General features: G+C 63.9%; 24 protein-coding genes. 13 read left to right on the forward strand and 11 right to left on the reverse strand.

The annotated features are described in order from the left end of the window. Positions 1-92 precede the first annotated feature (92 nt). Positions 93-1367, forward strand: a complete 1275-nt coding sequence (locus tag HOP51_RS02605) for an O-antigen ligase family protein (RefSeq protein ID WP_234272384.1) — start codon at positions 93-95, stop codon at positions 1365-1367. A gap of 22 nt (positions 1368-1389) precedes the next feature. Here HOP51_RS02605 and HOP51_RS02610 read toward each other — a convergent pair whose 3' ends face one another. The 4 genes from HOP51_RS02610 to HOP51_RS02625 form a co-directional block, all read right to left on the reverse strand. Continuing rightward, positions 1390-1989, reverse strand: coding sequence for an alpha-ketoglutarate-dependent dioxygenase AlkB family protein (locus tag HOP51_RS02610; protein WP_234272385.1), 600 nt, complete (start codon positions 1987-1989; stop codon positions 1390-1392). 22 nt (positions 1990-2011) lie between these two features. Continuing rightward, positions 2012-2974: a LysM peptidoglycan-binding domain-containing protein gene (locus HOP51_RS02615; protein WP_234272386.1), complete on the reverse strand. Its 963-nt coding sequence runs from the start codon at positions 2972-2974 to the stop codon at positions 2012-2014. After that, positions 2923-3792: an acyltransferase gene (locus HOP51_RS02620; RefSeq protein WP_234272387.1), complete on the reverse strand. Its 870-nt coding sequence runs from the start codon at positions 3790-3792 to the stop codon at positions 2923-2925. The genes HOP51_RS02615 and HOP51_RS02620 overlap by 52 nt, the downstream gene beginning before the upstream one ends. A gap of 101 nt (positions 3793-3893) precedes the next feature. Then, complete coding sequence (locus HOP51_RS02625; protein ID WP_234272388.1) at positions 3894-4787, reverse strand: LysR family transcriptional regulator; 894 nt, start codon at positions 4785-4787, stop codon at positions 3894-3896. Positions 4788-4917: 130 nt separating this feature from the next. Here HOP51_RS02625 and HOP51_RS02630 point away from each other — a divergent pair, with 130 nt between their 5' ends. Together HOP51_RS02630 and HOP51_RS02635 are read left to right on the forward strand one after the other, a co-directional pair. After that, on the forward strand, positions 4918-5619 hold the full coding sequence (locus HOP51_RS02630) for a CoA transferase subunit A (RefSeq protein ID WP_234272389.1): 702 nt from the start codon (positions 4918-4920) through the stop codon (positions 5617-5619). A 78-nt stretch (positions 5620-5697) separates the two neighbouring features. Beyond that, entirely contained in the window at positions 5698-6357 is a 660-nt protein-coding gene (locus HOP51_RS02635; RefSeq protein WP_234272390.1) for a CoA transferase subunit B, read from the forward strand. Between the two features lie 185 nt (positions 6358-6542). Here HOP51_RS02635 and HOP51_RS02640 read toward each other — a convergent pair whose 3' ends face one another. The 3 genes from HOP51_RS02640 to HOP51_RS02650 form a co-directional block, all read right to left on the reverse strand. Further along, the gene (locus HOP51_RS02640) at positions 6543-7310 is read right to left on the reverse strand and encodes a VOC family protein (protein ID WP_234272391.1); all 768 of its coding nucleotides are present in this window, start codon (positions 7308-7310) and stop codon (positions 6543-6545) included. A 142-nt stretch (positions 7311-7452) separates the two neighbouring features. Next, complete coding sequence (locus tag HOP51_RS02645) at positions 7453-7713, reverse strand: GrxA family glutaredoxin (protein WP_234272392.1); 261 nt, start codon at positions 7711-7713, stop codon at positions 7453-7455. Positions 7714-7972: 259 nt separating this feature from the next. Next, positions 7973-8794 (reverse strand): inositol monophosphatase family protein, encoded by an 822-nt coding sequence (locus HOP51_RS02650; RefSeq protein WP_234272393.1) that lies wholly within the window; start codon positions 8792-8794, stop codon positions 7973-7975. 98 nt (positions 8795-8892) lie between these two features. Between HOP51_RS02650 and hybE the strand changes: the two genes are divergently transcribed. Both hybE and HOP51_RS02660 read left to right on the forward strand, forming a co-directional pair. Continuing rightward, complete coding sequence (gene hybE, locus HOP51_RS02655) at positions 8893-9339, forward strand: [NiFe]-hydrogenase assembly chaperone HybE (RefSeq protein WP_234272394.1); 447 nt, start codon at positions 8893-8895, stop codon at positions 9337-9339. A 92-nt stretch (positions 9340-9431) separates the two neighbouring features. Then, on the forward strand, positions 9432-10205 hold the full coding sequence (locus HOP51_RS02660; protein WP_234272395.1) for a 3-hydroxybutyrate dehydrogenase: 774 nt from the start codon (positions 9432-9434) through the stop codon (positions 10203-10205). Positions 10206-10389: 184 nt separating this feature from the next. On the opposite strand, the gene HOP51_RS02665 is transcribed toward HOP51_RS02660, so the two are convergent. Both HOP51_RS02665 and HOP51_RS02670 read right to left on the reverse strand, forming a co-directional pair. Further along, complete coding sequence (locus HOP51_RS02665) at positions 10390-10929, reverse strand: response regulator transcription factor (protein WP_234272396.1); 540 nt, start codon at positions 10927-10929, stop codon at positions 10390-10392. 14 nt (positions 10930-10943) lie between these two features. Then, entirely contained in the window at positions 10944-12209 is a 1266-nt protein-coding gene (locus HOP51_RS02670) for an ATP-binding protein (protein ID WP_234272397.1), read from the reverse strand. A gap of 186 nt (positions 12210-12395) precedes the next feature. On the opposite strand from HOP51_RS02670, the gene HOP51_RS02675 reads away from it, so the two are divergent. From HOP51_RS02675 to HOP51_RS02685, 3 genes are read left to right on the forward strand one after another with little or no spacing between them, the layout of a single operon-like run. Next, positions 12396-13985 carry a peptide chain release factor 3 gene (locus tag HOP51_RS02675; protein ID WP_234272398.1) on the forward strand — a complete coding sequence of 530 codons (1590 nt, stop codon included), beginning with the start codon at positions 12396-12398 and terminating at the stop codon, positions 13983-13985. 48 nt (positions 13986-14033) lie between these two features. Further along, the gene (gene mscL / locus HOP51_RS02680; protein WP_234272399.1) at positions 14034-14522 is read left to right on the forward strand and encodes a large conductance mechanosensitive channel protein MscL; all 489 of its coding nucleotides are present in this window, start codon (positions 14034-14036) and stop codon (positions 14520-14522) included. Between the two features lie 46 nt (positions 14523-14568). Then, positions 14569-15336 (forward strand): TatD family hydrolase, encoded by a 768-nt coding sequence (locus HOP51_RS02685; protein ID WP_234272400.1) that lies wholly within the window; start codon positions 14569-14571, stop codon positions 15334-15336. Here the strand turns inward: HOP51_RS02685 and ygfZ are convergent. Continuing rightward, on the reverse strand, positions 15333-16373 hold the full coding sequence (ygfZ, locus tag HOP51_RS02690) for a CAF17-like 4Fe-4S cluster assembly/insertion protein YgfZ (RefSeq protein ID WP_234272401.1): 1041 nt from the start codon (positions 16371-16373) through the stop codon (positions 15333-15335). The genes HOP51_RS02685 and ygfZ overlap by 4 nt on opposite strands. A gap of 139 nt (positions 16374-16512) precedes the next feature. Between ygfZ and HOP51_RS02695 the strand changes: the two genes are divergently transcribed. From HOP51_RS02695 to uvrB, 3 genes are all read left to right on the forward strand, one after another. Continuing rightward, positions 16513-16710, forward strand: a complete 198-nt coding sequence (locus HOP51_RS02695; RefSeq protein ID WP_234272402.1) for a hypothetical protein — start codon at positions 16513-16515, stop codon at positions 16708-16710. Positions 16711-16725: 15 nt separating this feature from the next. After that, positions 16726-17148 (forward strand): OsmC family protein, encoded by a 423-nt coding sequence (locus tag HOP51_RS02700; protein WP_234272403.1) that lies wholly within the window; start codon positions 16726-16728, stop codon positions 17146-17148. 84 nt (positions 17149-17232) lie between these two features. Beyond that, positions 17233-19254, forward strand: coding sequence for an excinuclease ABC subunit UvrB (gene uvrB / locus HOP51_RS02705; RefSeq protein WP_234272404.1), 2022 nt, complete (start codon positions 17233-17235; stop codon positions 19252-19254). Positions 19255-19337: 83 nt separating this feature from the next. On the opposite strand, the gene HOP51_RS02710 is transcribed toward uvrB, so the two are convergent. Further along, entirely contained in the window at positions 19338-21125 is a 1788-nt protein-coding gene (locus HOP51_RS02710) for a thiamine pyrophosphate-requiring protein (protein ID WP_234272405.1), read from the reverse strand. A gap of 253 nt (positions 21126-21378) precedes the next feature. Between HOP51_RS02710 and HOP51_RS02715 the strand changes: the two genes are divergently transcribed. Beyond that, complete coding sequence (locus HOP51_RS02715) at positions 21379-22884, forward strand: fumarate hydratase (RefSeq protein WP_159552173.1); 1506 nt, start codon at positions 21379-21381, stop codon at positions 22882-22884. Positions 22885-23029: 145 nt separating this feature from the next. Then, complete coding sequence (cls, locus tag HOP51_RS02720) at positions 23030-24448, forward strand: cardiolipin synthase (protein WP_234272406.1); 1419 nt, start codon at positions 23030-23032, stop codon at positions 24446-24448. Positions 24449-24472: the final 24 nt, after the last annotated feature.

Genomic DNA, 24472 nt, shown 5'->3' on the forward strand with positions numbered 1-24472 from the left:
AGAGGTAATGTGTCAGTACGGCGTCAGGAGAGCCAGGAGGGCAATGCGCCCTGCCGCCGTTCACGGCAGTATATCAACGGACGAACTTTGCCATGATCGAAGATAATTCGTATCGACCGCTAGCCGGGGCCGTACCCCGCCACCTGAAAACGCAGTACCAGACCTGGCTGGCAGTCGCGGCCATGCTGCTGCTGGGCGCGGCGATGCTGGTGCTGCCTTGGACCCTGCTCATCGCCGTGCCGCCGTTACTGCTGTTGACGGCGTGGCTGGGAGGGGAAGGTCAGATGGCGGCGTTCCCCAGTCGCCAGGATCTGCTGCTGCTAGGGGCGCTGGGACTGCAAGGGCTCATCTGGATCGTCATGCTGCGATTGCATGGGGAGGGGGCGGATGGCTTGGCCGATGCCTGGCCCTTTGCCCTTGGCATGGTAACCCTGCTGGCCTTCTCCAGAGCCAAGATGCCCGTCACTTGGCTATGGGCCGGTTTGGCGCTGGGCAGCCTGGCGGCAAGTGGATGGGCCGTGTGGCAGCGTGTCGTCGAAGGAACGGTCCGGGCGAGTGGCCACGAGCCGTTGCATGCCATCCTGTTCGGCAACCTCGGGCTATTGATGGGACTGCTGTGCTTTGCCGGCTTGAGCTGGTCGTTTGCACGACGCGAACGCTGGCCTTGGTCGCTGCTGCTGATCGCCGGTGGCCTGGCGGGGCTGGTCACTTCGGCGTTTTCCGGTTCGCGGGGAGGCTGGATCGGCCTGCCGCTGGCCATCTGGGTGCTCTACCGCGGGCATGGGCGCCGCCTGTCGCTGAGCTGGCGGGTAACCCTGATTGCTGCCCTGATGGCGCTATTGGGGAGTCTCTACGTGATGCCGCAGACCGGCGTGGCCACCCGGGTGGATCATGCCATCGACAGCATGCGTCAGTACGTGGCGGGCGATGACGAGATGACGTCGGTCAGCGCCAGGCTGGAGATGTGGCGCGGCTCCTCGCAGCTGATCCTGGAGCGTCCCCTGATGGGATGGGGAGGCAGCGGTTATCAAGCCGCCATGCGCGAGCGTGGCGCCGAGGGCGTGCAGCATCCTTCGCTGGGACGTTTCTGGCACGCCCACAATGACGTGCTCGATGCTTGGGTCAAGCGGGGGCTGCCGGGGTTGCTGGCTTTGCTGGCGCTCTACTTCATACCGCTTTGGCTGTTCGCGCGCGGTGTCAGTGCCGGCTCCGGCGAGCGCCGGGCGCTGGCGGTGGCGGGAACGTTGGTGCCGGTGGCGTTCATCGACTTCGGCCTGACCTACAGCTTCCTGGCGTATCCCGCCGGCGGACTGGTCTATGCGCTGTTGATCACGATTCTTTGGGGGCTCTATCGCCAGGCGCGTTGATGCCTGACCCAATGCTTCCCGCCTAGTGGTGGATCTGGCGAAACGTCAGGCTGATACGTAGCCCGGGGATGCGCCGAGGCAGTAGTGCATGCTGCAACAGGGTCTGGCAGCCGGGTCCCATCAGCAAAAGACTATCGTGGGGTAGCCAGACGTTGAAAGGTTCCCCTGTGCCATGCTTCCAGCGAAACCGCAGCGGCCGTTCGGCGCCTAGCGTCACGGCCCCGACGATGGGGTCCTGGCCGAGCTCGGGCTCGTCGTCGCTGTGCCACCCCATGCGCTCGTGGCCATCGGCATAGCGGTTGAGCAGCACACTGTTGAAGGTGACTTCGAGGCCCTGTGCCGCTAGTAGCCTGGTGATCCGGTCGCGTATCGCGAGGACTTCCGAATTCCAGGCGACCGGCATGAAGTCGCGCCCCGAATAGCGGTAGCCCGCCTCGGGTTCGCCCATCCACACCTGGCGGCGGGGAATGGGGTGCTCGCGTCCGTATAGGCGCAGGCTGGGCTGCTGCCAATCCAGCGAGGCGTCCAGCCTGTCGAGCACTTCGCTGGCCCTGGGTTCACCGAGTACACCCTGATAGCGAGCCAGGAGAGGTGTGGTCGAGAGTCGCTCCCAGCCTGGCATGCTGCTCTCCTCGATTCCTTCTTCAGCGCAGCACACGGCGGGGATCGATCGGTTTGCCTCCGAGCCGCATGTCGAAGAGCAGGTCGAAGCGTTCGGTGGCGTTGCTGAACCCGACTTCGCAGACCGGCGTGCCACGCGTGACCCGCGCACCATCGTTCACCAGCAGATTGTCGCACAGGGCGTAGACACTCTGCAGGTTGTCGGCGTGGTGCACGATGACCACGCGGCCCAACTGGCGCATGCTGCCGGCGAAGCGCACATCGCCGTCGGCGACCGCTCTGGCCCGGGCGCCGCGATTGGTGGCCAGCAGCATCGGTTGCAGGGTGCCGTTGTTATCGGTGCCGTAGGCACGCACGATACGGTAGTCTTCGAGCGGCCAAGGCCAGTTGCGCGCCGAGGCGGGCAGCGAGCTGGGCGCGGGACTCGGCGAACGTGGGGGAGCGCTCGAGCTAGTGCTGGAGCGGCTGGCGGAGGCAGCACCCGACGAGGACGAGGCGCTTGCCACGGCGCTGCCCGAGCCGCGTAGGGGCACCTGGACGATCTGGCCTACCCGCAGTCGAGTCGGTTCGACCCCGGGGTTGGCCGATTGGATGCGTGCCGGTGTGGTGCCGAAGCGGCGGGCAATGGCCGAATAGGTGTCGCCTGGACGCACTTGGTAGCGATACGGGCCGCCGGAAGGCGCGCGCTCCCGGTGGGTCGGTACCAACAGCCGCTGGCCGACTGCCAACCGGTTGGGATTGACGCCGGGATTGAAGCGCTGGAGGCGGGCAAGCGGTACGTCGGCGCGGGCGGCTATGCCGCCCAGGGTGTCGCCGCGCTGCACCACGACCCAGTGTCCGGCGATTCCCGGATCGCCGCTACGCTGAACCTCGCCACTGCCGCGGGGCGAAGCGCAGCCCACAAGCAGCAACAGCGACAGCAAGCAGAGCAGCGTCAGCGCGATTCGAGCGCCTGGTCTTTTTCCTGCCACAGGGCATTGAGCCATGAGTGGAAGCGTTCCTTGTAGTGCGGGTCGTCATGGTAGCTGCTGTCTAGCATCCAGGCCGGTACGTCACGGTGCCGTGCCTCGAGAGTGATCGGACCTTCGCGGCCGCACAGGAAACCCCAGAAGGTAGGCCGGGGGTTCGCGTAGTGCAGCGTGACGTCCAGAATGCCGTCGAGCTGTTCGCCGAGCAGGCTGAGCACCTGGGCGATACCGCCGGCCTTGGGTCGTAGCAGGTGGCGGAAGGGGCTATTTTGAGCGTCGCGCTTGGCCGGGGTAAATCGGGTACCTTCAACGAAGTTGAAGATGGCGATAGGCATCTCGCGGGCGCGCTCGCACATGCGTTCGGTTGCCTGACGGTCGATGTGGGCCAGGCGCGGGTTGCGCTCGATCTGCTCGCGGCTGTAGCGACGCATGAAGGGGTACTCGAGTGCCCACCAGGCGAGCCCCACGATAGGTACCCAGATCAGTTGCTGCTTGAGGAAGAAGCGCGGCATCGGGATGCGTCGGTGCAGAACCATCAGCAGCATGAAGATGTCGGTCCAACTGCGATGATTGGAAATCACCAGCCAGCGCTGCTCGGGCGAAAGCCTCTCGGGTAAGGTCGCCTCGAGGCGGGGCTGCAACCAGTGGCGCATCCACCACAGGTTGCAGCCTATCCAGTTCAGGGCCACGCCATTGAGCCCCCGCAGCACGATCAGCCGCAAGGAGCGCGTCGGTGTGATCAGCTTGAGCAGCGTCAGTAGGATCAGAGGAACCGACCAGAACAGGGTAGTGATAACCAGTAACAGTACGCTGACGAGCCCTTTCAGGGTCGACATTCCTGACTCCTCGAGTTGCGTCATGGCACTTATCGACGAATAGCCGCACATGCTAATGGATCGGGCCGTGACTGCCTAGCAGCCTGTGCCAGCGCTTCCACTCACGCTGTCGGCTCGCACAGCGTGATTTGCAGTACGTCATGCAGCGCCCGCGCTGCGGTCGAGAGCTCCTGGCCGGCACTCAGGACCACGCCCACGGTGCGGCGGATCTGCGGATCGAAGAGCGGCACGCAACGCGCGCCGAGTTCGTGCATCTGCTCGCGGCACAGCGTCGGCACGGCACTGACGCCCAGGCCGCTTGCCACCATGCGGCCGACGGTAGCAAGCTGGTGGCTCTCGAAGGCGACCGGCAGTTCGGTATGCCGGCGGGCCAGTGCCTGCTCCAGCAGGATGCGCACCATGGAGGGACGTTGCAGGGTAATGAAGTCGTGCGCGAGTAGCGTCTTCCAGTCGATCGAGTCGGCCGTCGCGGAGGGGGAGTCCGGCGGCAGGACGGCTACGAAGGTGTCGTCGAACAGCGGCAGGAAATCGATGCCCTCGCGGGTTTCCGGTTCGAAGGCGATACCGAGCTCGACCTGCTGGCGGCGCACCATGTCGATCACTTCCTCGTTGATCACGTCATGTACCGTCACGTTGACCCGCGGAAAGCGTTCGCGAAAGCGGCGCAGGGCGCTAGGCAGCCGATTGCAGGCGACCGATGGCATCGCCGCCAATGCCACGCGACCGAGCTGCAGGGTAAAGCGCTGGCGCAGAAGCTCCTCGGTGTTGTCCCAGTCGGCCAGCAGGCGCTTGGCCAGCGGCAGCAGCGTTTCGCCTTCCGGGGTGAGGCGCACGCTGCGTGTGCTGCGAATCAGCAGCGGACCGCCCAGGGTTTCCTCCAGGCCCTTGATGGCCAGGCTTAGCGCCGGCTGGGAGAGATGCAGCCGCTCGCAGGCTTGGGTGAAGCTCAACGTCTGGGCCACGGCAAGGAAGGCCCGCAACTGCTTGGCGGTCATGTCGGCTGGCTCATTTTATAAATCATTCATATTAATTCATAAAAAAAACAAACTTAACAAATATATGGGGTAGGGCAACACTGTCTGCTACCGTCAATTTACCCACTTCACAACAAGACGAGGCTTTGCGATGTCCGGATTCGACAAGCGCGTGTACTCCTACGAAGAGGCAATGGCTGGCATCGAGAGCGGCATGACCGTCGTTGCCGGGGGCTTTGGCCTGTGCGGTATCCCCGAGAACCTGATTGCCGAGATCAAGCGTCGGGGCGTCAAGGACCTCACGATCATCTCCAACAATTGCGGCGTCGATGGATTCGGCCTGGGCCTGCTGCTGGAAGACAAGCAGATCAAGCGCTTCTATGCATCCTACGTGGGCGAAAACGCCCTGTTCGAGCAGCAGATGCTCAACGAAGAGATCGAAGTGATCCTGACGCCGCAGGGAACCCTGGCCGAGAAGATGCGCGCCGGCGGCGCCGGGATTCCCGCTTTCTACACCGCCACCGGTTACGGCACGCCGATCGGCGAGGGCAAGGAGGTGCGCGAGTTCAACGGGCGTCACTACATTCTCGAGGAGGCGTTTCACGCCGACTTCGCCATCGTCAAGGGCTGGAAGGCCGACCGCTACGGCAACGTGATCTACCGCGACACGGCGCAGAACTTCAACCCACTGGCCGCCACCTGCGGCAAGGTCACCGTGGTGGAAGTCGAGGAGATCGTCGAGCCGGGCGAGTTGCGTTCCGATCAGATCCATACGCCGGGCATTTATGTCGACCGCATCATTCAGGGCACCTTCGAGAAGCGTATCGAGAAGCGCACCGTACGCGAGGGTTGAGCCCTCCGTCGTTCAGGCGCCGGCTCACCGCCGGTATCGATTTTTTCGCTTCTCCACCGAACACAAGAGGCAAACAAGATGGCACTGACTCGTGAACAGATGGCGCAGCGCGTGGCGCAAGAGTTGAAGGACGGCTTCTACGTCAACTTGGGGATCGGCATTCCGACCCTGGTAGCCAACTACGTCCCCGAGGGCATCGATGTGATGCTGCAATCGGAGAACGGCCTGCTCGGCATGGGGCGTTTCCCCACCGAGGACGAGGTCGATCCGGACATGATCAACGCCGGCAAGCAGACCGTGACGGCGCGCCCCGGCGCGGCCATCTTCAATTCCGCGGAATCCTTCGCCATGATCCGTGGCGGCCATGTCGACCTCACCGTGCTCGGCGCCTTCGAGGTCGATCAGGAAGGCAACATCGCCTCGTGGATGGTACCGGGCAAGCTGATCAAGGGCATGGGCGGAGCCATGGATCTGGTGGCAGGAGCCGAAAACATCATCTGTACCATGACCCACGCCTCCAAGCATGGCGAGTCCAAGTTGCTCGAGAAGTGCACGTTGCCGCTGACCGGTGCCGGTTGTATCAACCGGGTACTGACCGATCTCGCTTACCTGGAGATCGAGAACGGTGCTTTCATCCTCAAGGAGCGTGCGCCCGGAGTGAGCGTCGAGGAGATCGTAGAAAAGACCGCCGGCAAGCTGATCGTGCCCGATCACGTACCGGAAATGACATTCGACTGAGCCTCTCTTGACGGCACCTCAGGCCCGGGCTTTGCCTGGGCCTTTCTGTTTCGGCATGTGATGATTTTATGATCAATGTCATCGGGGCGCGTCGTTTCCGGCCCGATGCCGGTTACCACAGCGTCTTGCACAGCGTTATCCACAATTTCTGTGGATAACGCCTTTGGTGGCTATCGACAGTCGCCTCAGGTGATCTCGCAGCGGGTGTGATGCGGCAGCAGCAGTTCCACGGCGCGCTCATGGTCGCTGCTCAGGCGTTTCTGCATCAGCGCCAGACCGCCCAGGCCGATGCGGTGTTCGTCCCCATCGGCGAATGCCAGGCGCCGTGAGCAGGTGGGGTAGAAGCGGTACTGGAGCAGCGGTGAGACAGGGAAGATCCCGTGATGGCGGTCTTCGCTGCCTGCCAGGCCGGCTGCGGCAAGGGCGGCCTCGAGCTTGTCGAAGCGATGACCAAGCCGCTCGCAGTCGAAGCCGGCATGATGCACGCTCGGCCCCATGACCGCGATCCAGCCGGCCAGCGGATGGGCCTCGTAGAGCAGGCTGTAGAGCTCCCAACTGGGCATGGCCCAGGGGCGCCCCCGGCACAACAGGTTCTTGCCGCGGGTGTCCTGCGGGTGGGTATGGCTCACTAGCGCGGTCAGCTTGTCGCGTGGCTCGCGCGACAAGCTGCTGAGCTGTAGCTCGGCCAGCACCAGCCAGGCGCCATCGTCGGGCGGGGCCAGTAACGACACCAGCAGGCCGCGATCGGCCATGGCATAGCGGTGTACGGGGCGGTAGCCGAGATGGCCGAGTGTCGGCAACAGGTCCTGCTCGGCGAATGGCGACTGGTCGAGCGTAAGTAGGGTCAGGTACTCGACCGGGGCATCCGTTGGCCACAGGCGCAGCATCCCCACATCCGGATGGTGATGGATGTAGTCGAGCCAGAGTTGCTGGAGGAATTCTTCCCTTTGCATCGTGCCGTTCCTTTGTCCAGATGCGCCAAGCATTAGACCTCAGTATAGGGCTTGGCGAGGAACGTCTTTCAACGCGAGGGAAAACGTTAAATGAACGCTGGTTTGGGCCCGGGGTGGCGAGCCGGGCCCGGCGCGGAGAGGGTTACGCCAGAAGGGCGTTGTCGCGCACGTACTGGTCGAATTCGGTGAAACCGCCGACGTGGGTCTGGTCGATGAAGACCTGCGGGACGGTCGATACCGGCTTACCGATGGTCTTCTCCAGGTCGGCCTTGCTGATGCCTTCGGCCCAGATGTCCACGTAGCGGTGGCCCTCGATCACGTTGGCGCTCTCCAGACGCTCGGCAAGGGCCTGGGCGCGTACGCAAAAGGGGCAGCCGGGACGACCGAAGATGACCACGAACATACGAATGTCTCCTGAAGGGGTAATGAGAGTCGTCATTGTGACGGATGGCGCCCCTGACGGCCAATAGGACACTACTAGTGGAGCGATTGCAGGCTACTATTGCCTGCGAGCACTCAGGAAACACTGCACAAATGCCTGCGCGAGCGAATCGCTACGTTGCGCGGTGCGCGGAATCCTCACCTATACCCCATAGGCTCCGGTTCCTGTGCTCCGTGCGCCTTGCGCTTCATCTCGCTCGTCGATTTGTTCAGCGTTTCCCTCAGTAGAGACGCAGCTCATTGGCATCGGCGGCACGTAGCAGCTCACCCAGCTCGGCATGGATCTCGGGGGCGCTGACCAGCAGGTTCTCGCCATAGAGATCCTCCGGGATCCCCTTGGGACAGGGATAGAGGTGGCCGGTACGGGCGCCGGCCTCGCGGGCGATCAGCACGCCAGCGGCGAAATCCCAGGGCGAGACGCTCTCGTAGTAGGCATCCAGGCGCCCGCAGGCCACGTCGCACAGGTCGAGAGCGGCCGAGCCGTTGCGCCGCACATCCTGGCAGTGTTCCAGTACGGCCATCAGCCGGCGCATCAGCGGCGGGCGGCTGTCGCGACGGTAGGGAAAGCCGGTGCCGACCAGGCAGCGCTGCAGGCTGGTGGTGCGGCTGGCGTGGATCGGTCTGCCGTTGCGCCAGGCCCCTTGGCCGTACAGGGCGGTATAGGTCTCGCCGAGGAAGGGGGCGTGTACCACGCCCAGCCGGGTCTTGCCTTCACTCATCCAGGCGATGGAAACGGCAACGTGGTGCAAGCCATGCGCGAAGTTGACGGTACCGTCGATGGGGTCGATAACCCACAGCGACTCGGCCGTATGTGCCACCTCGCGGTCGGGGGCAAGCTCCTCGCTGAGGCGCTGTTCGCCGGGCAGGGCGGTATCGAGCCGCTCGCTGATCAGAGTGTCGACCGCGATGTCCACGTCGGTGACGAGTTCGTGCCCATTCTTGAGCTGCTGGTTGAAGGTCTGTTGGTTCCTGGCCTCGACGATCCGTTCGCCGGCCTCCAGGGCAATGGAGACGGCCAGCTCTAGACGCTGCTGGGGGAGCATGAGCATTCCTCGTTGGGCATGGACCTGCCAGAATAACAGTCGCGAGGCGTCCTGCCGAACGGGACGCCTGTGCCCCTCAGCTTACCAAGGAGTGTGCCATGCTGGCCCCGACGCCCGAGCAATACCAGCGCTTGAACGAGATAGCCCAGGCCTGGAAGCGACGGCATGGCGCTGCGCTCGAAGCAGCGCCGGGTCGCAACCCGTGCCTCGAGGTCGATGCGTTGTGTTTCCAGGTGTGTCCGGACGATGGCGTGACGGCGACCGGACGCGACTATCTGGTTGGCGCCTTGATCAGTCCCGTCTCGCTGTCTCTCGTGCTGTTTCCGGTCTTTGCCAGCGCCGCCCCGCCGAGCGAAGGCGAGTGCCGGGCCTTTGCGCTGCCTTCGGGCCGCTACCCCTTCGTCGCCGAGACGCTGGAAGAGGGCATCTGGCTATGGCGCTGCGAGCTGCTCGACGACCTGTCCGACCTGGAGACGCGCGAGGAGGGCAGCCGTCTGGCCCAGCGGCTGATGGACAAGGTGATGAGGCCGGCGGAGGGGCAGTAGTTCGCCGGCCTTTTCAAGCTGGCCTTGGTCGCAACCCCGGGCTTATGCTGAAGGACCCGTGAACTTCCAACGCCGCGTAGAAGGATTTACTCATGACCAATGCAACGACTTCCGTGCCACGCGTCGCCCTGGTGACGGGAACCGCCAGCGGTATCGGCGAGGCCGTGGTACGCCAGTTTCGTGAGCTCGGCCACCAGGTGCTGGCCGTCGATTTCAATGAGCAGGCCAAGGACAAGGCCGACGCCGCCGGGGCGGCGTTCTACCAGGCCGATCTCACCGACGTCGAGGCCTGCAAGGGGGCCGTGGCGGAGGCGATACAACGGTTCGGGCGGGTCGACATTCTGGTCAACAACGCCGGCATCCAGCATGTCTCGCCGATCGAGGATTTCCCCGAAGCCAAGTGGCGGCAGATCATCGACCTGATGCTGACGGCTCCTTTCCTGCTGACCCAGGCGGCCTGGCCCTCGATGCGACGGAACGGCTGGGGGCGGATCGTCAACATCGCCTCCGTGCATGCCCAGGTCGCCTCGCCGGGCAAGTCGGCCTATATCAGCGCCAAGCACGGGTTGATCGGGCTGACCAAGACGGCAGCACTGGAAGGCGGCCCGCAGGGAATCACGGCCAACGCCATCTGCCCGGCCTACGTCAAGACACCCTTGGTGGAGAACCAGATCGCCGACCAGGCCCGCTTGCACGATATGGACGAGCAGGACGTGTTGGAGCAGATCATGCTCAAGAACGCCGCGGTCAAGCGCCTGATCGACCCTGAAGAAGTGTCGGCGCTGGTGGCCTACCTGGCTTCGGACGCGGCAGGCGCGGTGAGCGGCTCGAGCTGGAATATAGATTTGGGCTGGACGGCTCAGTAAGCGCTACGGAAATTGTTACTCACGCGAGCGGCACCGGGGACAGGTCGAAGCGGAGGTCTTTTTCCAGGGAAGGAAAAAGTAGCGCCCAGGGATGGGTTTACAGCGCCTCCGCGCAGACCTGTCGCCGGGAAAGCCGCGACATCAACCTCCAACCTGGCAGCCGAAACCTTGCCACGCTGGAAAGTCAGCGCCGCACCGGCCGCTTCTGCAGCTTGCGCTGCAGGGTGCGCCGGTGCATGCCCAGGGCACGGGCGGTGGCGGAGATGTTGCCGTCGTGCTCCTGCAGCACCTTTTGGATATGCTCCCAGGCGATGCGGTTGATCGAGGGCGGATTGTCGGCCACCTCGGCATCCGGGTCGCCCTGTTCCCGTTCCAGCGCGGTCAGGATCTCGTCGGCATCGGCGGGCTTGCACAGGTAATTGACCGCGCCGAGCTTGATCGCCTCCACGGCGGTGGCGATGCTGGAGTAGCCGGTCAGCACCACGACACGACAGCTCGGCACTACCTCGAGCAGCTCCGGCAGCAGCTTCAGGCCCGAGCTGTGCTCCAGCTTGAGGTCGAGGGTGGCCAGTTCGGGGCGGTGACGGCGGGCCAGGGCGAGCGCCTGCTCGGCATCGTTAGCCACCAGCACTTCGTAGCCGCGCCGGCCCAGGGCGCGGGAGAGCACGTGGCAGAACATTTCGTCGTCATCGACGATCAGCAGGCGTGTTTCGGCGTCTTGCATGGTGTCCTCGTCGTTCAGGGCTCACTGTGCGGTAGGATCACTTCGGTCAGCGTCCCCCCGTCAGGATGATTATACAGTCTCACGCCGCCGCCGAAGCGGTTGATGGTGGCGTGGGTAAGGAACAGGCCGATGCCCAGCCCCTTGCTCTTGGTCGAGACGAAGGTCTCGCCCAACTGGTCGGCAATGTCCAGGGTGACGCCGGGACCGTGGTCGCGAATGTCGATCACCGTCTCCTCGGCGCTCCAGTCAAGGCGAATGTTGATGTCGTCCGGATTGGCGTCGGCGGCGTTGTTGAGCAGGTTGGTGATGGCCTGATCCAGCGTGGTGTCGACCTTCAGCCAGGGCGTGCCGCACTGTTCGCTGACCTCGAGGCGGTAGCTGACGTCTGGGCGCAATACCAGCCAGCGCTGCACGACCCCCTGGAGCCAATCGCGCGCGTCGCGCACCTCGGGTTCGGCCATGCGCCGCCGGTCGGCGCTTTCCACCAGGTGGCGCAATCGCGACTTGCACACGTCGACCTGTCGGCGCAGCAGTTCGATATCTTCGATCAGCTCCGGGTTGTCGCGAGCATCCTCGCGCATTTCGGCGAGCAACACCGCCATCGTCGACAGCGGCGTTCCCAGCTCGTGGGCGGTGCCTGCCGCCTGGGTGGCCACCGCAACGATCTGTTCGTTGCGCAGAGCGGATTCGCGGGTCTGGGAAAGGGCCTGTTCGCGGCTGCGCAGGGCGTGGGCCATCTTGAAGATGAAGAACGTCACGAGCCCCGCCGATAGGCCGAAGTTGAGCCACATGCCCAGCACGTGAAGGTTGATGCCAAAGCCCCCGTGGTAATGGGCGAACTGCGGCACCGGGTGGTAATCCCACATCAACAGCGTGTACGAAGCCATGGCCGCCGAAGCGACGATCCAGGCGTAGCGCCAGGGCAGGGTGGCGGCGGCGATGGTGACCGGCACCAGGTAATAGTTGATGAAAGGGTTGTTGGAACCGCCGGTCAGGTAGAACAACAGCGTCAGCCCGAGGATGTCGGCCATCAGGTGCAGCACGTATTCGGTATGGCTGACCGCCCATTGGCGGCCCAGTCGCCACCAGGTGAACAGGTTGACCAGCCCCATGCACACGATCACGCCGATGACGGCAGGTACCTCCAGCTCGAAGTGGAGCAGCTCGATGCCCACGATAACCGCCGCCAGGAAACCGGTCCAAGTGATACCTCGCACGATGGTCAGGCGAACCAGGTTGCGGCTGGGCGTGGAAAGCGGTAGGGGCGGGGCGGTTGGCATGGGGGCTCCAGCGATGAATCCGCGCACATGATACCGTGTCGTACCGCCATTCGCTCAGGCTATCGCGAACCCGGTAATGGCCATTCGCGTCGTCGCCCTACAACTGTGCCGGGCAAAACCGTAGAATGCGTGCCACTTCACCATTCACGCACCGTCTCGTGGTGCCAATGACGACGAAACTATCTGATGTCAGCTGCCGATCTGGCCCGTGAAGTCGGGCTGCGTAGAACCTTCGCCATCATCTCGCACCCCGATGCGGGCAAGACCACCATTACCGAGAAGATGCTGCTGTTCGGAAATGCCATCCAGCTTGCCGGTTCGGTGAAAAGCAAGCGCAACGACCGCCACGCTACCTCCGACTGGATGAAGATGGAGCAGGAGCGGGGCATCTCGGTGACAACCTCGGTGATGCAGTTCCCCTATGGCGGGCGCATGGTCAACCTGCTCGACACGCCGGGGCACGAGGATTTCTCCGAAGACACCTACCGCACGCTGACGGCGGTGGATTCGGCGCTGATGGTGATCGACGGCGCCAAAGGCGTCGAGGAGCGGACCATCAAGCTAATGGAGGTGTGTCGCCTGCGCACCACGCCGATCCTCACCTTCGTCAACAAGATGGATCGCGACATCCGCGATCCCATCGAGGTGATGGACGAAGTGGAGACGGTGCTGAACATCCAGTGTGCGCCCATGACCTGGCCGATCGGCATGGGGCGCCACTTCAAGGGCGTCTACCACCTCTACAACGACGTGATTCATCTCTACTCCCAGGGGCAGGGCAACCGTATCCCGGACGACAAGCGTATCGAGGGGCTCGACGACCCCGAGGTCGACGAGGTGCTGGGTGCCGAGCAGGCCGAGGAACTACGCATGGAGGTGGAACTGGTGCGCGGCGCTTCCCACGAGTTCGATCTCGACGCCTACCGTCGCGGTGAACTGACTCCGGTTTATTTCGGTACCGCCATGGGCAACTTCGGCGTGCGTGAGATGCTCGACGGCTTCGTCGAATACGCGCCACCGCCGCAGCCGCGCGAGACTGATACTCGTACCGTGGAGGCCGAGGACTCGCGCTTCACCGGCTTCGTTTTCAAGATCCAGGCCAACATGGACCCCAAGCATCGCGATCGCATCGCGTTCTTGCGGGTGTGCTCGGGCAAGTACGAGAAGAACATGAAGATGCGCCACGTGCGTATCGGCAAGGACGTCAAGATTGCCGATGCCCTGACCTTCATGGCCTCCGACCGCGCCCACGTCGAGGAGGCCTGGCCCGGTGACATCATCGGCCTGCACAACCACGGCACCATCCAGATCGGCGATACCTTCACCATGGGCGAGGATATGCGCTTCACCGGCATTCCGCACTTCGCCCCGGAGCTGTTCAAGCGTGTGCAGCTCAGGGATCCGCTCAAGCTCAAGGCGCTGCAGAAGGGGCTCCAGCAGCTCTCCGAGGAGGGCGCCACCCAGCTGTTCCAGCCGCTGGACAACAACGACCTGATTCTCGGCGCCGTGGGCACCCTGCAGTTCGACGTGGTCGCCCACCGCCTCAAGGAGGAGTACAAGGTCGATTGCGTCTATGAGCCGGTCAACGTACAGACCGCGCGCTGGGTCTACTGTGACGACGCCAAGAAGCTCGACGAGTTCAGGCGCAAGGCGAGCGCCAACCTGGCCCTGGATGGCGGTGGCTACCTGACTTATATTGCCCCCACGAGGGTCAATCTGCAGATGACCCAGGAGCGCTGGCCGGAGATTCGCTTTGCGGCAACCCGCGAGCACTGAGTCGAGCAGGCCAGGTGGCGACTCAGTGTGAGGTTGGGGAGAGATTCCATGGCATCGAAGATGCTGAAGGAGTTCCGCGAGTTTGCGGTCAAGGGGAACGTGGTCGACATGGCGGTGGGCATCATCATCGGCGCCGCCTTCACCTCCATCGTCAACAGTCTGGTGCGGGATGTGTTCACCCCGCTGATCAGCCTGGCGACGGGTGGAATGAACTTCACCAACCAGTTCCTGGTGCTGCGTGACGGTCCTGGCGACGGGGTCTACCACACCCTGGAGCAGGCCCAGGCGGCCGGTGCGGTGACGCTCAACTACGGTCTGTTCCTCAATGCCGTACTGTCGTTCCTGATCGTTGCATTCGCCACCTTCCTGTTGATCCGCAACATCAACCGGCTCAAGAACCTCGCCTATACGCCCGAGACGGCGGCGGCGCCTACGGTCAAGGATTGCCCTTACTGCCTGAGCAAAATCCCCATACCGGCCACCCGCTGTCCGGCCTGCACCTCGCAGTTGCCTGCGATGCAACCCGAGTCGGAGTGACTCGGGCTTAAGCGTGGCCATTATCATGCAAGGGAGCACGACACGGATGTTGATCGACGCCCACTGTCATCTCGACTTCGAGGCCTTCGACGACGACCGCGAAGCAATGTTCGACCGCGCCAGGGCGGCCGGTGTCGGTCACTTCATGGTGCCGGGTACCACTCGCGAGCGCTGGCCCGACGTGCTGGCGCTCGGCCGGCGCGATGACGTCCACGTCAGCCTGGGTCTTCATCCCTATTTCATGCACGAACACGGCGAGGGCGACGTCGAGGCGCTGGCGCAAATGCTGGATGACCATCCCGAGGTGCGGGCGCTGGGCGAATGCGGCATCGACGCGCGCTTCGAGAAGACCCTGGACGACCAGTGGGAGCTGTTCAATGTCCAACTACGTCTGGCCAAGGCGCGCCACCTGCCGGTGGTGATCCACTGCGTGCACGCCAACGACAAGGTCTCGAAGCGGCTGCGCCAGCTCGATCTCCCGGCGGGCGGTTTGATTCACGCCTTTGCCGGTTCGCCGGATCAGGCCTGGAAGTTTCTCGACCTCGGCTTCGTGGTGGGGCTGGGTGGTGCGGTCACCTACCAACGCGCCCAGCGCCTGTGGCGCACGGTGAAGAGTCTGCCCGAGGATGGCTTCGTGCTCGAGACCGATAGCCCCGACATGCCGCTGTGCGGTTACCAAGGGCAGCGCAACGAGCCGGCACGCATCGTCCAGGTCTGCGAAATGGTGGCGACGCTGCGCGGCGAGACCACGGAGGCGGTCGCCGCCCAGAGTACGGCGACCGTCAAGCGGGTGTTCGGACTGCCTGACGCCTAGACCTGCGCCTGGGCCAGATTCTCCGGGTCGAGACGTTCGATGGGGTAGGGCAGCTTCAGCAATTTGACGGCCTGCCCATCGACGCTGAGCGGTCCGATATCCTCCCGGGTGGTGAGTACGGCAAGAATTTCGGCCTGACCGTAGGCATCGAGCTCCGCTGCCACGACCTCGCCTGCTGCCTTGCCATCGGCATCGACCACGCTGGCGCCCAGCGCGGGCAGCCGGCTTCCTTCCAACTGGGCGCGGGCCAGGCGCTTCTTCACCTGGCCGCGGAAGTGGGCACGTGCCACCACTTCCTGACCGGTGTAGCAGCCCTTCTTGAAGCTGACGCCACCCAGCGCCTCCCAGTTGATCATCTGCGGCAGCAGGGCGTCCTGATGGGCTGGCGTCAGCCAGGCGAGCCCGGCCTGGATGTCCTGCAGGCACCACACGGCGTTGCCAACCGGAGCCGCCTGTTCGCTGAGCCGAGTGGCGACTTCCCCGGCCTGCTCCAGCGGCAGGCAGGCCAGCAGCCGATGCTGTGGCCCGGGGTGGGCCAGCAGTTGGGTCTTCTCGTCCCCCGCCTGGTGCCAAACGGCGGGAGGGAGCACATCGAAGCGCACTTCCGCCAGTGCCTGGGCCTCCTTGCCGATCAGTCCCAGCAGCACCAGGTCGTCGCGTATGGTGAGTTCGCTCTTGTAGAACGGCGCGAACTTCTTCAGGTGGTCGCGCAGCGGTGCGAGCAGGCCGCGATGCAGGATCAGGCGGTAGCGCTCGGCATCGATGCGCAGCAACTGAGCGTTGGCCAGCATGCGCCCCTTGGCGCTGCAGAAGCAGGTCAACGGGGCAAAGCCGCCGTCGGCGAGATCGACCTGGGCGCTGGTCTGGCCTTGCAGCAGCTTGTCGGCACCAGGGCCGCTGAGATCCAGCACGCCAAGGTGAACGAGTGGGGTGATGACGGTACGCTCCATGGCCTGGCGGGCGGGCTCGGAGGTGTCGAACCTCACCCGCTCGTCGCTCAGGTATCGCCCTCCCAGGGCGGTTATCCAATCGTTCATGCCTATATGGCTCCGGGTCGTCATGTCAGGGATATGGCCAATGGTATGCGGGCAGGGCGGCGGGAATGCAAGCGGCTGCCGCTTCAGGGTTGCCATGTTAGACTGGTGCTTTCCTATTCCATGCCCCAGGAGTCAGGCAATGCCACAGCAGTCGCTTAATTTCAGTGGCGTGGAGAACGCCGACCAGGTCAACCGCATTACCACGGCCCTGATGATGGTGAATGGCGTGGAGAGCGCCGAGGTAGGGCGCCATGGGGCGGAAGTGGAAGGGCGCGTCAGCCGCGAGGCGCTGATTCGTGCCGTCCAGGCTCTCAAGCTTCCCATTGAGGTCAAGTAACCGGCGGAATCGTTCATGCACAAATCCATCGAGATCGTCAGCGAGCGCAACAGCATCTTTCGTCAGCGGATCCATATCGAAGGGTTCGAGGATCTCTACTCCGATGTGCCCGTGGCCTTCGGCGGCGAGGGTAATGCGCCGGATCCGCATGACTACTTCGACCTCTCGCTTGGTGCCTGCAAGGCGATCACCGCCCAGATGTACGCCCGGCGCAAGCAGTGGCCGCTCGAGGGGATCAGCGTCAGGATCAACCGCGACGACAGCGAGGAACGCAAGGGCGTTTACCGACTCGAAGTGGTGATGACCTTCCATGGCATCGGGGATGCCGAGCAACGGGCACGGCTGGAGGAGATCAGCGACAAGTGCCCCATCCATCGCCTCATGACCAGTGCCACCGTGGAGGTCACCACGCGCAGCGCCGCTATCGCCGGGGCGTAGCCTTTCTGCCTCACGCTGCGATACCGGTTACATTGGACGTTGACATCAGGCGCCCTTCGGCGCCTGAGCCTGTTGGGAGCTGCCATGAGCAAGCCGTTTCGCCTCAATGCCAACTTCAAGCCCGCTGGCGATCAGCCTTCCGCCATAGATGGCCTGATTCGGGGGCTCGAGTCCGGGCTGGCCCACCAGACGCTGCTCGGCGTGACCGGTTCGGGCAAGACCTTCACCATGGCCAACGTGGTGGAGCGGCTGCAGCGGCCCACCATCGTCATGGCGCCCAACAAGACCCTGGCCGCACAGCTGTACGGGGAGTTCAAGTCTTTCTTCCCCGATAACGCCATCGAGTACTTCGTCTCCTACTACGACTACTACCAGCCGGAAGCCTACGTTCCCTCGTCGGATACCTTCATCGAGAAGGACGCCTCGATCAACGACCATATCGAGCAGATGCGGCTCTCGGCCACCAAGGCGCTGCTTGAGCGCCGCGATGCGCTGATCGTGGTGTCGGTCTCGGCAATCTATGGCCTCGGCGATCCCGACCAGTACCTGAAGATGCGCCTGCACTTCACCCGCGGAGAGCTGATCGACCAGCGCAGCTTCCTGCGCCGCCTGGCTGAGCTGCAGTACACCCGCAACGACATGGATTTCAAGCGTGGTACCTATCGGGTGCGTGGCGACGTGATCGACATCTACCCGGCCGATTCCGAGGAAGAAGCGGTGCGGGTCGAGCTGTTCGATGACGAGATCGATTCGATCCGACTGTTCGACCCGCTTACCGGTGAAGTGCGCGGCCAGGTGCCGCGCATGACCATCTATCCCAAGAGTCACTACGTGACGCCGCGGGAGACGATCATCTCTGCCGCCGATGCGATCAAGGCCGAGCTGGTCGAACGTCTGGAGTGGCTGCGCAAGAACGACCGCCTGGTGGAGGCCCAGCGGCTGGAGCAGCGCACCCTCTACGATCTCGAGATGATGAACGAGCTGGGCTACTGCAACGGTATCGAGAACTACTCGCGCTATCTTTCGGGTCGCAATCCCGGAGAGCCGCCACCCACCTTCTTCGACTACCTGCCGGACGACGCGCTGCTGTTCATCGACGAGTCCCACGTCAGCGTTCCCCAGGTCGGCGGCATGTACAAGGGCGATCGCTCGCGCAAGGAGACCCTGGTCGAATACGGCTTCCGCCTGCCCTCGGCGCTGGATAATCGACCGATGACCTTCGAGGAGTGGGAGCGCATCTGCCCGCAGACGATCTTCGTCTCGGCCACCCCGGGGCCCTATGAGGCCGAGCACGCCGGGCAGGTGGTCGAGCAGGTGGTCCGTCCCACCGGGCTGGTCGACCCCGAGATCGAGGTGCGTCCAGCCTCGACGCAAGTCGACGACCTGCTCTCCGAGATTCGCGCCCGCGCCGAAGTGGGCGAGCGGGTGCTCGTCACTACCCTGACCAAACGCATGGCGGAAGACCTCACCGAGTACCTCGACGAGCACGACGTGCGGGTGCGCTACCTGCATTCCGACATCGACACCGTGGAGCGGGTGGAGATCATCCGCGACCTGCGCCTGGGCAAGTTCGACGTGCTGGTGGGCATCAACCTGCTGCGCGAGGGGCTCGACATCCCCGAGGTTTCACTGGTGGCAATCCTCGATGCCGACAAGGAGGGTTTTCTGCGCAACGAGCGCTCGCTGATCCAGACCATTGGCCGGGCGGCGCGCAATGCTCACGGCAAGGCGATTCTCTACGCTGATCGCGTGACCGACTCCATGCGCCGTGCCATCGACGAGACCGAGCGGCGCCGTGCCAAGCAGATCGCCCACAACGAGCAGCACGGCATCACGCCTACCACCGTGACCCGCTCGGTGGCCGACATCATGGAGGCGGCTCAGGCCCCGGGGCGCAAAGGCAAGGGACGGCGCAGCGAGCGCAAGGTGGCCGAGGGCGCGGCGATCTACGATCTCGGCGAGCTCTCACCGACCGATCTGGCCAAGGAGGTTTCACGGGTCGAGGATGCCATGTTCGAGGCGGCCCAGAACCTGGAGTTCGAGGAGGCGGCCAGGCTGCGCGACCGGCTGCATGAGCTGAAGGAGCGGCAACTGGCTCTTGGGTAGGCTCGTTGAGTGCCTGCTGCTCCCGCCATGTCCCATCTGAGGCCATGACAGTGGCAGTCGCCGTTGCGTCTCGCGCTTGAACGCTATTTCTTGCGCTTGAAAAACGAGCGTCCCATCTGCTTGGCCGACAGCTTGGCGCTGTGCAGGCCGCTGGAGTCGCCCTTGAGTATCGAGGCGAGATAATTCTTGGCCTGCTCGAGTTCGATATGGGGGGGTAGGGGGGCGATGTCGCCATCGGTATAGGCATTGATGACCACCGGGCGGTCGGCGGTGAGCGCCTCGTTCCACACCCGGGCGATGTCGTCGGGGGCGCGCATGACCAAGCCCTTGAAACCGAGTAACTCGGCGTACTGGTCGTAGCGGAACTCGGGCAGGTCCTGGGAGGCGTCGAACTTTGGGTCGCCCTCCATTACCCGCTGCTCCCAGGTCACCTGGCTCAAGTCGTGGTTATTGAGCACCAGCACGATGCAGCGGGGGTCTTCCCACTCCTGCCAATACTTGGCCAGGGTGATCAGTGCATTGTTGCCTAGCATCTGCATGGCGCCGTCGCCCACCATGGCGATGGCGGGGCGGTTCGGATGGCAGAACTTGGCGGCGATCAGGTAGGGCACGCCGTTGCCCATCGACGCTAGGCCGCCCGAGACCGAGCCCAGCATGCCCTGGCGGATCTTTAGGTTGCGTGCGTACCAGTTGGTTGCCGTACCCACGTCGCAGGTGAGCATGACGTTCTCGGGCAGCCGGGGCGAGAGGCTCTGGAACACTAGCTGGGGGTTGATCGGTGTGGCCTCCGTGGCGGCGCGGGCCTCGGTCTTTTTCCACCAGTCGTCGATCCAGCCCTGCACCTGCTTGCGCCACTTGTCATTGGCCTTTGGCTCGAGGCGTTCGGCCAGGGCGGCCAGGGTGGCGCCGGCATCGCCATGCAGGTTGATCTCGGTGGGATAACGCACGCCCAGCGCTTCCGGTACCACGTCGATCTGCACTGCGCGAGCCTGGCCTGGTTCGGGCAGGAACTCCACGTAGGGGAAGCGCGTGCCTACCATCAGCAGGGTGTCGCACTCTTTCATCATGCGGTCGCTGGCTTCGGTGCCGAGCAAGCCGATGGCTCCGGTCACGCCGGGCAGATCGTCGGGCACCATGGTCTTGGCCAGTATCGCCTTGGCAATCCCGGCGCCGGTGAGGTCGGCCACTCGGATGAGCTCCTCGACGGCGTGCTTGACCCCGGCGCCGGCGAGAATGGCCACCTTCTCGCCTTGGTTGAGTATCGCGGCGGCGGCGTCCAGGTCGGCTGGCTCCGGCAACTGCTGCGGGAAGCGATAGCCGACGCCGGAGAATACGGCGCCATGCTCCATGGGCGGATCCTCCATGGGCAGGTCCTGCACGTCGTTGGGCAGGATCACGCAGGTCACGGTGCGACGGGCGAGGGCGATGCGCATGGCCTGGTCGATGACATGGCGTGCCTGGGCCGGCTCGGTGACCATCTGCACGTATTCGCTGGCCACGTCCTTGAACAGCGCCATCAGGTCCAACTCCTGCTGGTAGTCGGTACCCAGGCTCTTGCGCGCCTGTTGGCCGACGATGGCCATTGTCGGCATGTGGTCCTTGCGCGCATCGTAGAGCCCGTTGAGCAGATGCACCGCACCGGGACCGGAAGTGGCGACACAGACGCCGACCTGGTCGCTGAACTTGGCATGCCCGCAGGCCATGAAGGCGGCCACTTCCTCGTGGCGCGGCTGAATCAGGCGTGGGTTGCCTTCGACACGGCGCAGGGCAGACATGAAGCCATTGATGCCGTCGCCAGAGTAGCCATAAAGGCGCTCCACGCCCCATTCGCGCAGGCGGGAAACGAGGAAGTCGGAAACGGTGGGTTGCATGATCGGCTCCTTGATCGTTGCGGGTTCGAATCCATGGTCGCGCTACAGGCAAGCGTAGAGCCGGCTCGGGAGGCAGACAAATGGAAACTTTTATACCGTTATCTATCGTGGCTGCTGCCACAGGAATTCGACCTTGGCGGCAAGACCTGTCTAGCAGGCTGCGATACGGTATAATTCGCCCCGTTCGAGCCCGCCGCTTCGCGCTCGCGAATCAGAAGCGGGCATGCCGACATTGCCGAGGAGTTCCTTGCACATGACCGTGATCCGCCAGGACGATCTGATCCAGAGCGTCGCCGACGCCCTGCAGTACATCTCCTATTACCATCCCAAGGATTTCATCGACGCCATGGCGGCGGCGTACGAGCGGGAAGAGAATCCGGCGGCCAAGGATGCCATCGCTCAGATCCTGATCAATTCGCGCATGTGCGCCATGGGCCATCGCCCGATCTGCCAGGACACCGGTATCGTGACCGTGTTCGTGCACGTCGGCATGAACGTGCGCTTCGAGGCCGACATGAGCCTCGACGACATGATCAATGAGGGCGTGCGTCGCGCCTACAACTACCCGGACAACGTGCTGCGTGCCTCGGTGCTGGCCGACCCGGACGGCAAGCGCAAGAACACCGGCGACAACACGCCGGCGGTGATCCACCACAAGCTGGTGCCGGGCGATACCGTCGAGGTGCACGTCGCGGCCAAGGGCGGCGGCAGCGAGGCGAAGAGCAAGTTCGCCATGCTCAACCCCTCCGACAACGTGGTCGACTGGGTGCTCGAGCAGCTGCCCAAGATGGGCGCCGGCTGGTGTCCGCCCGGCATGCTCGGCATTGGCATCGGCGGTACCGCCGAGAAGGCCATGGAGATCGCCAAGGAAGCGCTGCTCGATCCCATCGACATTCAGGAATTGCAGGCGCGTGGCCCATCCAACCGCGCCGAGGAGCTGCGCCTGGAACTGTTCGACAAGGTCAACAAGAGCGGCATCGGCGCTCAGGGCCTGGGTGGCCTGACCACGGTGCTCGACATCAAGGTCAAGGACTATCCGACCCATGCCGCCAACAAGCCGGTGGCGATCATTCCCAACTGCGCCGCTACCCGCCATGCGCATTTTACCCTGGATGGCAGCGGCCCGGCGGCACTGCCGGCGCCTAAGCTCGAGGACTGGCCCGAGATCACTCGCGAGGCTGGAGACAACGTCAAGCGCGTCAACCTGGATACCGTGACCCCGGAAGAAGTGCAGACCTGGCAGCCGGGTGACACCCTGCTGCTCAACGGCAAGCTGCTCACCGGTCGCGATGCCGCCCACAAGCGCATGGTCGACATGATCGCCAAGGGCGAGGAACTGCCGGTCGACCTGAAAGGACGCTTCATCTACTACGTCGGCCCGGTGGACCCGGTGCGCGACGAGGTGGTCGGCCCGGCCGGTCCTACCACCGCCACGCGCATGGACAAGTTCACTCGCACCATGCTGGAAGAGACCGGCCTGCTGGGCATGGTGGGCAAGGCCGAGAGGGGCCCGGCCGCCATCGAGGCGATCCGCGACAACAAGGCGGTCTATCTGATGGCTGTGGGCGGTTCCGCCTATCTGGTAGCCCAGGCAATCAAGAAATCCCGCGTGGTGGGCTTCGCCGATCTGGGCATGGAAGCGATCTACGAGTTCGAGGTCGAGGACATGCCGGTCACCGTGGCGGTGGACAGCCAGGGCACCTCGGTGCACCAGACCGGCCCCGCCAAATGGAAGGAGATCATTGCCGAGCGGGCTTGACGGCGCTCGAACCTAGGCCGGGAACAGGGTTGTTCCCGGCGCTTTTGTGAACCTCGATGGCCCATGATGCAAGCGGCTCCGCCAACTGGCGGGGCCGCCTTCGTCTGGGGTATGCTGTAGCGTGCTGTTTTTTCAGGGAGAGGTCATGGCATCCTGGCTGTTCGGCCTGGCGATTTTCCTGCTACACCTGCTGGGTTTCCTGTCGGCAATCCTGGCGCTGCTCTCGAGTCGTACCTCGCAGGGCGCGGTGGCCTGGATCATCTCTCTGGTCACTGTTCCCTACCTGGCGGTGCCTGCCTACTGGATCTTTGGCCGGCCACGCTTCTACGGCTACGTTTCCGCCCGCGGCGAGCGCGACACCGTACTGCGACGCATCCTGGCGCGCTATCGCGAGCGCCTGGAGCCGCACTTGGCGGATGCGTGCAATCCCAACATCCGCGCCGTGGAGCAGCTTGCCATGATGCCGCTGACCAGTGGCAACCAGGCTGAGCTCCTGATCGACGGCAAGGACACCTTCGACAGCATCTTTGCCGGTATCGATGGCGCCCGGGAGTACGTGCTGGTGCAGTTCTTCATCGTACGCCACGATGCGCTGGGCCATCGCCTCAAGGAACACCTGATTCGAGCGGCAGAGCGGGGCGTGCGGGTCTATTTCCTGTTCGACGAGATCGGCAGCCGCAAGCTGGCCGAAGGGTTTCTGCGCGAATTGAGCGACGCAGGCGTCGAGGTGAGCCCGTTCCGTTCCTCCCGTGGTTTCAAGCATCGCTTTCAGCTCAATTTCCGTAATCATCGCAAGATTCTGGTGGTGGATGGCCGCGAAGGTTGGCTCGGTGGCTTCAACGTCGGTGTCGAATACCTGGGCCAGCATCCCCGGCATGGCCCCTGGCGCGACACACACCTGAAGCTCACCGGCCCCAGTGTGCTGGGGCTGCAGGAGGCATTCTGGGAGGATTGGCACTGGGCCACTGGCGAGGTCATCAACCTGTGCTGGGAGCCACAGATCACCTGCGAAGAGTGTCAGAACGTAATCATCGTGCCCTCGGGGCCGGCCGATCGTCAGGAGACCGCCAGTTTGCTGGTGCAGCAGGCCATTCACAGCGCGCATGATCGACTCTGGGTCACCAGCCCCTACTTCGTACCCGACCAGGGCGTTCAGGATGCCTTGCGCCTGGCCGCCATGCGTGGGGTCGACGTTCGTATCATGATGCCCGAGCATCCCGATCATCTGCTGATCTATCTCTCCGCTTTCTCTTTCCTGCCCGACATGGTGCGTGCCGGGGTCAAGGTGTATCGCTACCAGCCGGGTTTCCTGCATCAGAAAGTGATCCTGATCGACGATGCCGCGGCAGCCGTTGGCACGGTGAATCTCGACAACCGCTCGTTTCGCCTCAATTTCGAGATTACGGCTTTCATTCCCGACCGCCACTTCGCTGCCGAGGTCCGCCTGATGCTCGAGCGCGACTTCGCCGACTGCCGCCGGATCAGCTACGACGAGCTGCAGCGTCGTCCGCTGTGGAGCAAGCTGGTGTCACGGGCGGCCTATCTCACCGCGCCGATCCAGTAAGGCGTGAATTCCTTGGGTTCAATG

The sequence above is a fragment of the Billgrantia zhangzhouensis genome (genome assembly GCF_021404465.1).
GTDB classification, from domain to species: domain Bacteria; phylum Pseudomonadota; class Gammaproteobacteria; order Pseudomonadales; family Halomonadaceae; genus Halomonas; species Halomonas zhangzhouensis.

What these genes read in the sequence shown, in the direction of transcription:
- HOP51_RS02715 (WP_159552173.1), top strand. Translation starts at nt 21,379, where the DNA reads ATGACCGTGATCCGCCAGGACGATCTGATCCAGAGCGTCGCCGACGCC.
- HOP51_RS02605 (WP_234272384.1), top strand. Translation starts at nt 93, where the DNA reads ATGATCGAAGATAATTCGTATCGACCGCTAGCCGGGGCCGTACCCCGC.
- HOP51_RS02610 (WP_234272385.1), bottom strand. Translation starts at nt 1,989, where the DNA reads ATGCCAGGCTGGGAGCGACTCTCGACCACACCTCTCCTGGCTCGCTAT.
- HOP51_RS02670 (WP_234272397.1), bottom strand. Translation starts at nt 12,209, where the DNA reads ATGCCAACCGCCCCGCCCCTACCGCTTTCCACGCCCAGCCGCAACCTG.
- cls (WP_234272406.1), top strand. Translation starts at nt 23,030, where the DNA reads ATGGCATCCTGGCTGTTCGGCCTGGCGATTTTCCTGCTACACCTGCTG.
- mscL (WP_234272399.1), top strand. Translation starts at nt 14,034, where the DNA reads ATGGCATCGAAGATGCTGAAGGAGTTCCGCGAGTTTGCGGTCAAGGGG.
- HOP51_RS02665 (WP_234272396.1), bottom strand. Translation starts at nt 10,929, where the DNA reads ATGCAAGACGCCGAAACACGCCTGCTGATCGTCGATGACGACGAAATG.
- HOP51_RS02710 (WP_234272405.1), bottom strand. Translation starts at nt 21,125, where the DNA reads ATGCAACCCACCGTTTCCGACTTCCTCGTTTCCCGCCTGCGCGAATGG.
- HOP51_RS02700 (WP_234272403.1), top strand. Translation starts at nt 16,726, where the DNA reads ATGCACAAATCCATCGAGATCGTCAGCGAGCGCAACAGCATCTTTCGT.
- HOP51_RS02675 (WP_234272398.1), top strand. Translation starts at nt 12,396, where the DNA reads ATGTCAGCTGCCGATCTGGCCCGTGAAGTCGGGCTGCGTAGAACCTTC.
- HOP51_RS02695 (WP_234272402.1), top strand. Translation starts at nt 16,513, where the DNA reads ATGCCACAGCAGTCGCTTAATTTCAGTGGCGTGGAGAACGCCGACCAG.
- HOP51_RS02615 (WP_234272386.1), bottom strand. Translation starts at nt 2,974, where the DNA reads ATGGCTCAATGCCCTGTGGCAGGAAAAAGACCAGGCGCTCGAATCGCG.
- ygfZ (WP_234272401.1), bottom strand. Translation starts at nt 16,373, where the DNA reads ATGAACGATTGGATAACCGCCCTGGGAGGGCGATACCTGAGCGACGAG.
- HOP51_RS02630 (WP_234272389.1), top strand. Translation starts at nt 4,918, where the DNA reads ATGTCCGGATTCGACAAGCGCGTGTACTCCTACGAAGAGGCAATGGCT.
- HOP51_RS02660 (WP_234272395.1), top strand. Translation starts at nt 9,432, where the DNA reads ATGACCAATGCAACGACTTCCGTGCCACGCGTCGCCCTGGTGACGGGA.
- HOP51_RS02685 (WP_234272400.1), top strand. Translation starts at nt 14,569, where the DNA reads ATGTTGATCGACGCCCACTGTCATCTCGACTTCGAGGCCTTCGACGAC.
- HOP51_RS02640 (WP_234272391.1), bottom strand. Translation starts at nt 7,310, where the DNA reads ATGCAAAGGGAAGAATTCCTCCAGCAACTCTGGCTCGACTACATCCAT.
- HOP51_RS02635 (WP_234272390.1), top strand. Translation starts at nt 5,698, where the DNA reads ATGGCACTGACTCGTGAACAGATGGCGCAGCGCGTGGCGCAAGAGTTG.
- HOP51_RS02650 (WP_234272393.1), bottom strand. Translation starts at nt 8,794, where the DNA reads ATGCTCCCCCAGCAGCGTCTAGAGCTGGCCGTCTCCATTGCCCTGGAG.
- uvrB (WP_234272404.1), top strand. Translation starts at nt 17,233, where the DNA reads ATGAGCAAGCCGTTTCGCCTCAATGCCAACTTCAAGCCCGCTGGCGAT.
- hybE (WP_234272394.1), top strand. Translation starts at nt 8,893, where the DNA reads ATGCTGGCCCCGACGCCCGAGCAATACCAGCGCTTGAACGAGATAGCC.
- HOP51_RS02645 (WP_234272392.1), bottom strand. Translation starts at nt 7,713, where the DNA reads ATGTTCGTGGTCATCTTCGGTCGTCCCGGCTGCCCCTTTTGCGTACGC.
- HOP51_RS02620 (WP_234272387.1), bottom strand. Translation starts at nt 3,792, where the DNA reads ATGTCGACCCTGAAAGGGCTCGTCAGCGTACTGTTACTGGTTATCACT.
- HOP51_RS02625 (WP_234272388.1), bottom strand. Translation starts at nt 4,787, where the DNA reads ATGACCGCCAAGCAGTTGCGGGCCTTCCTTGCCGTGGCCCAGACGTTG.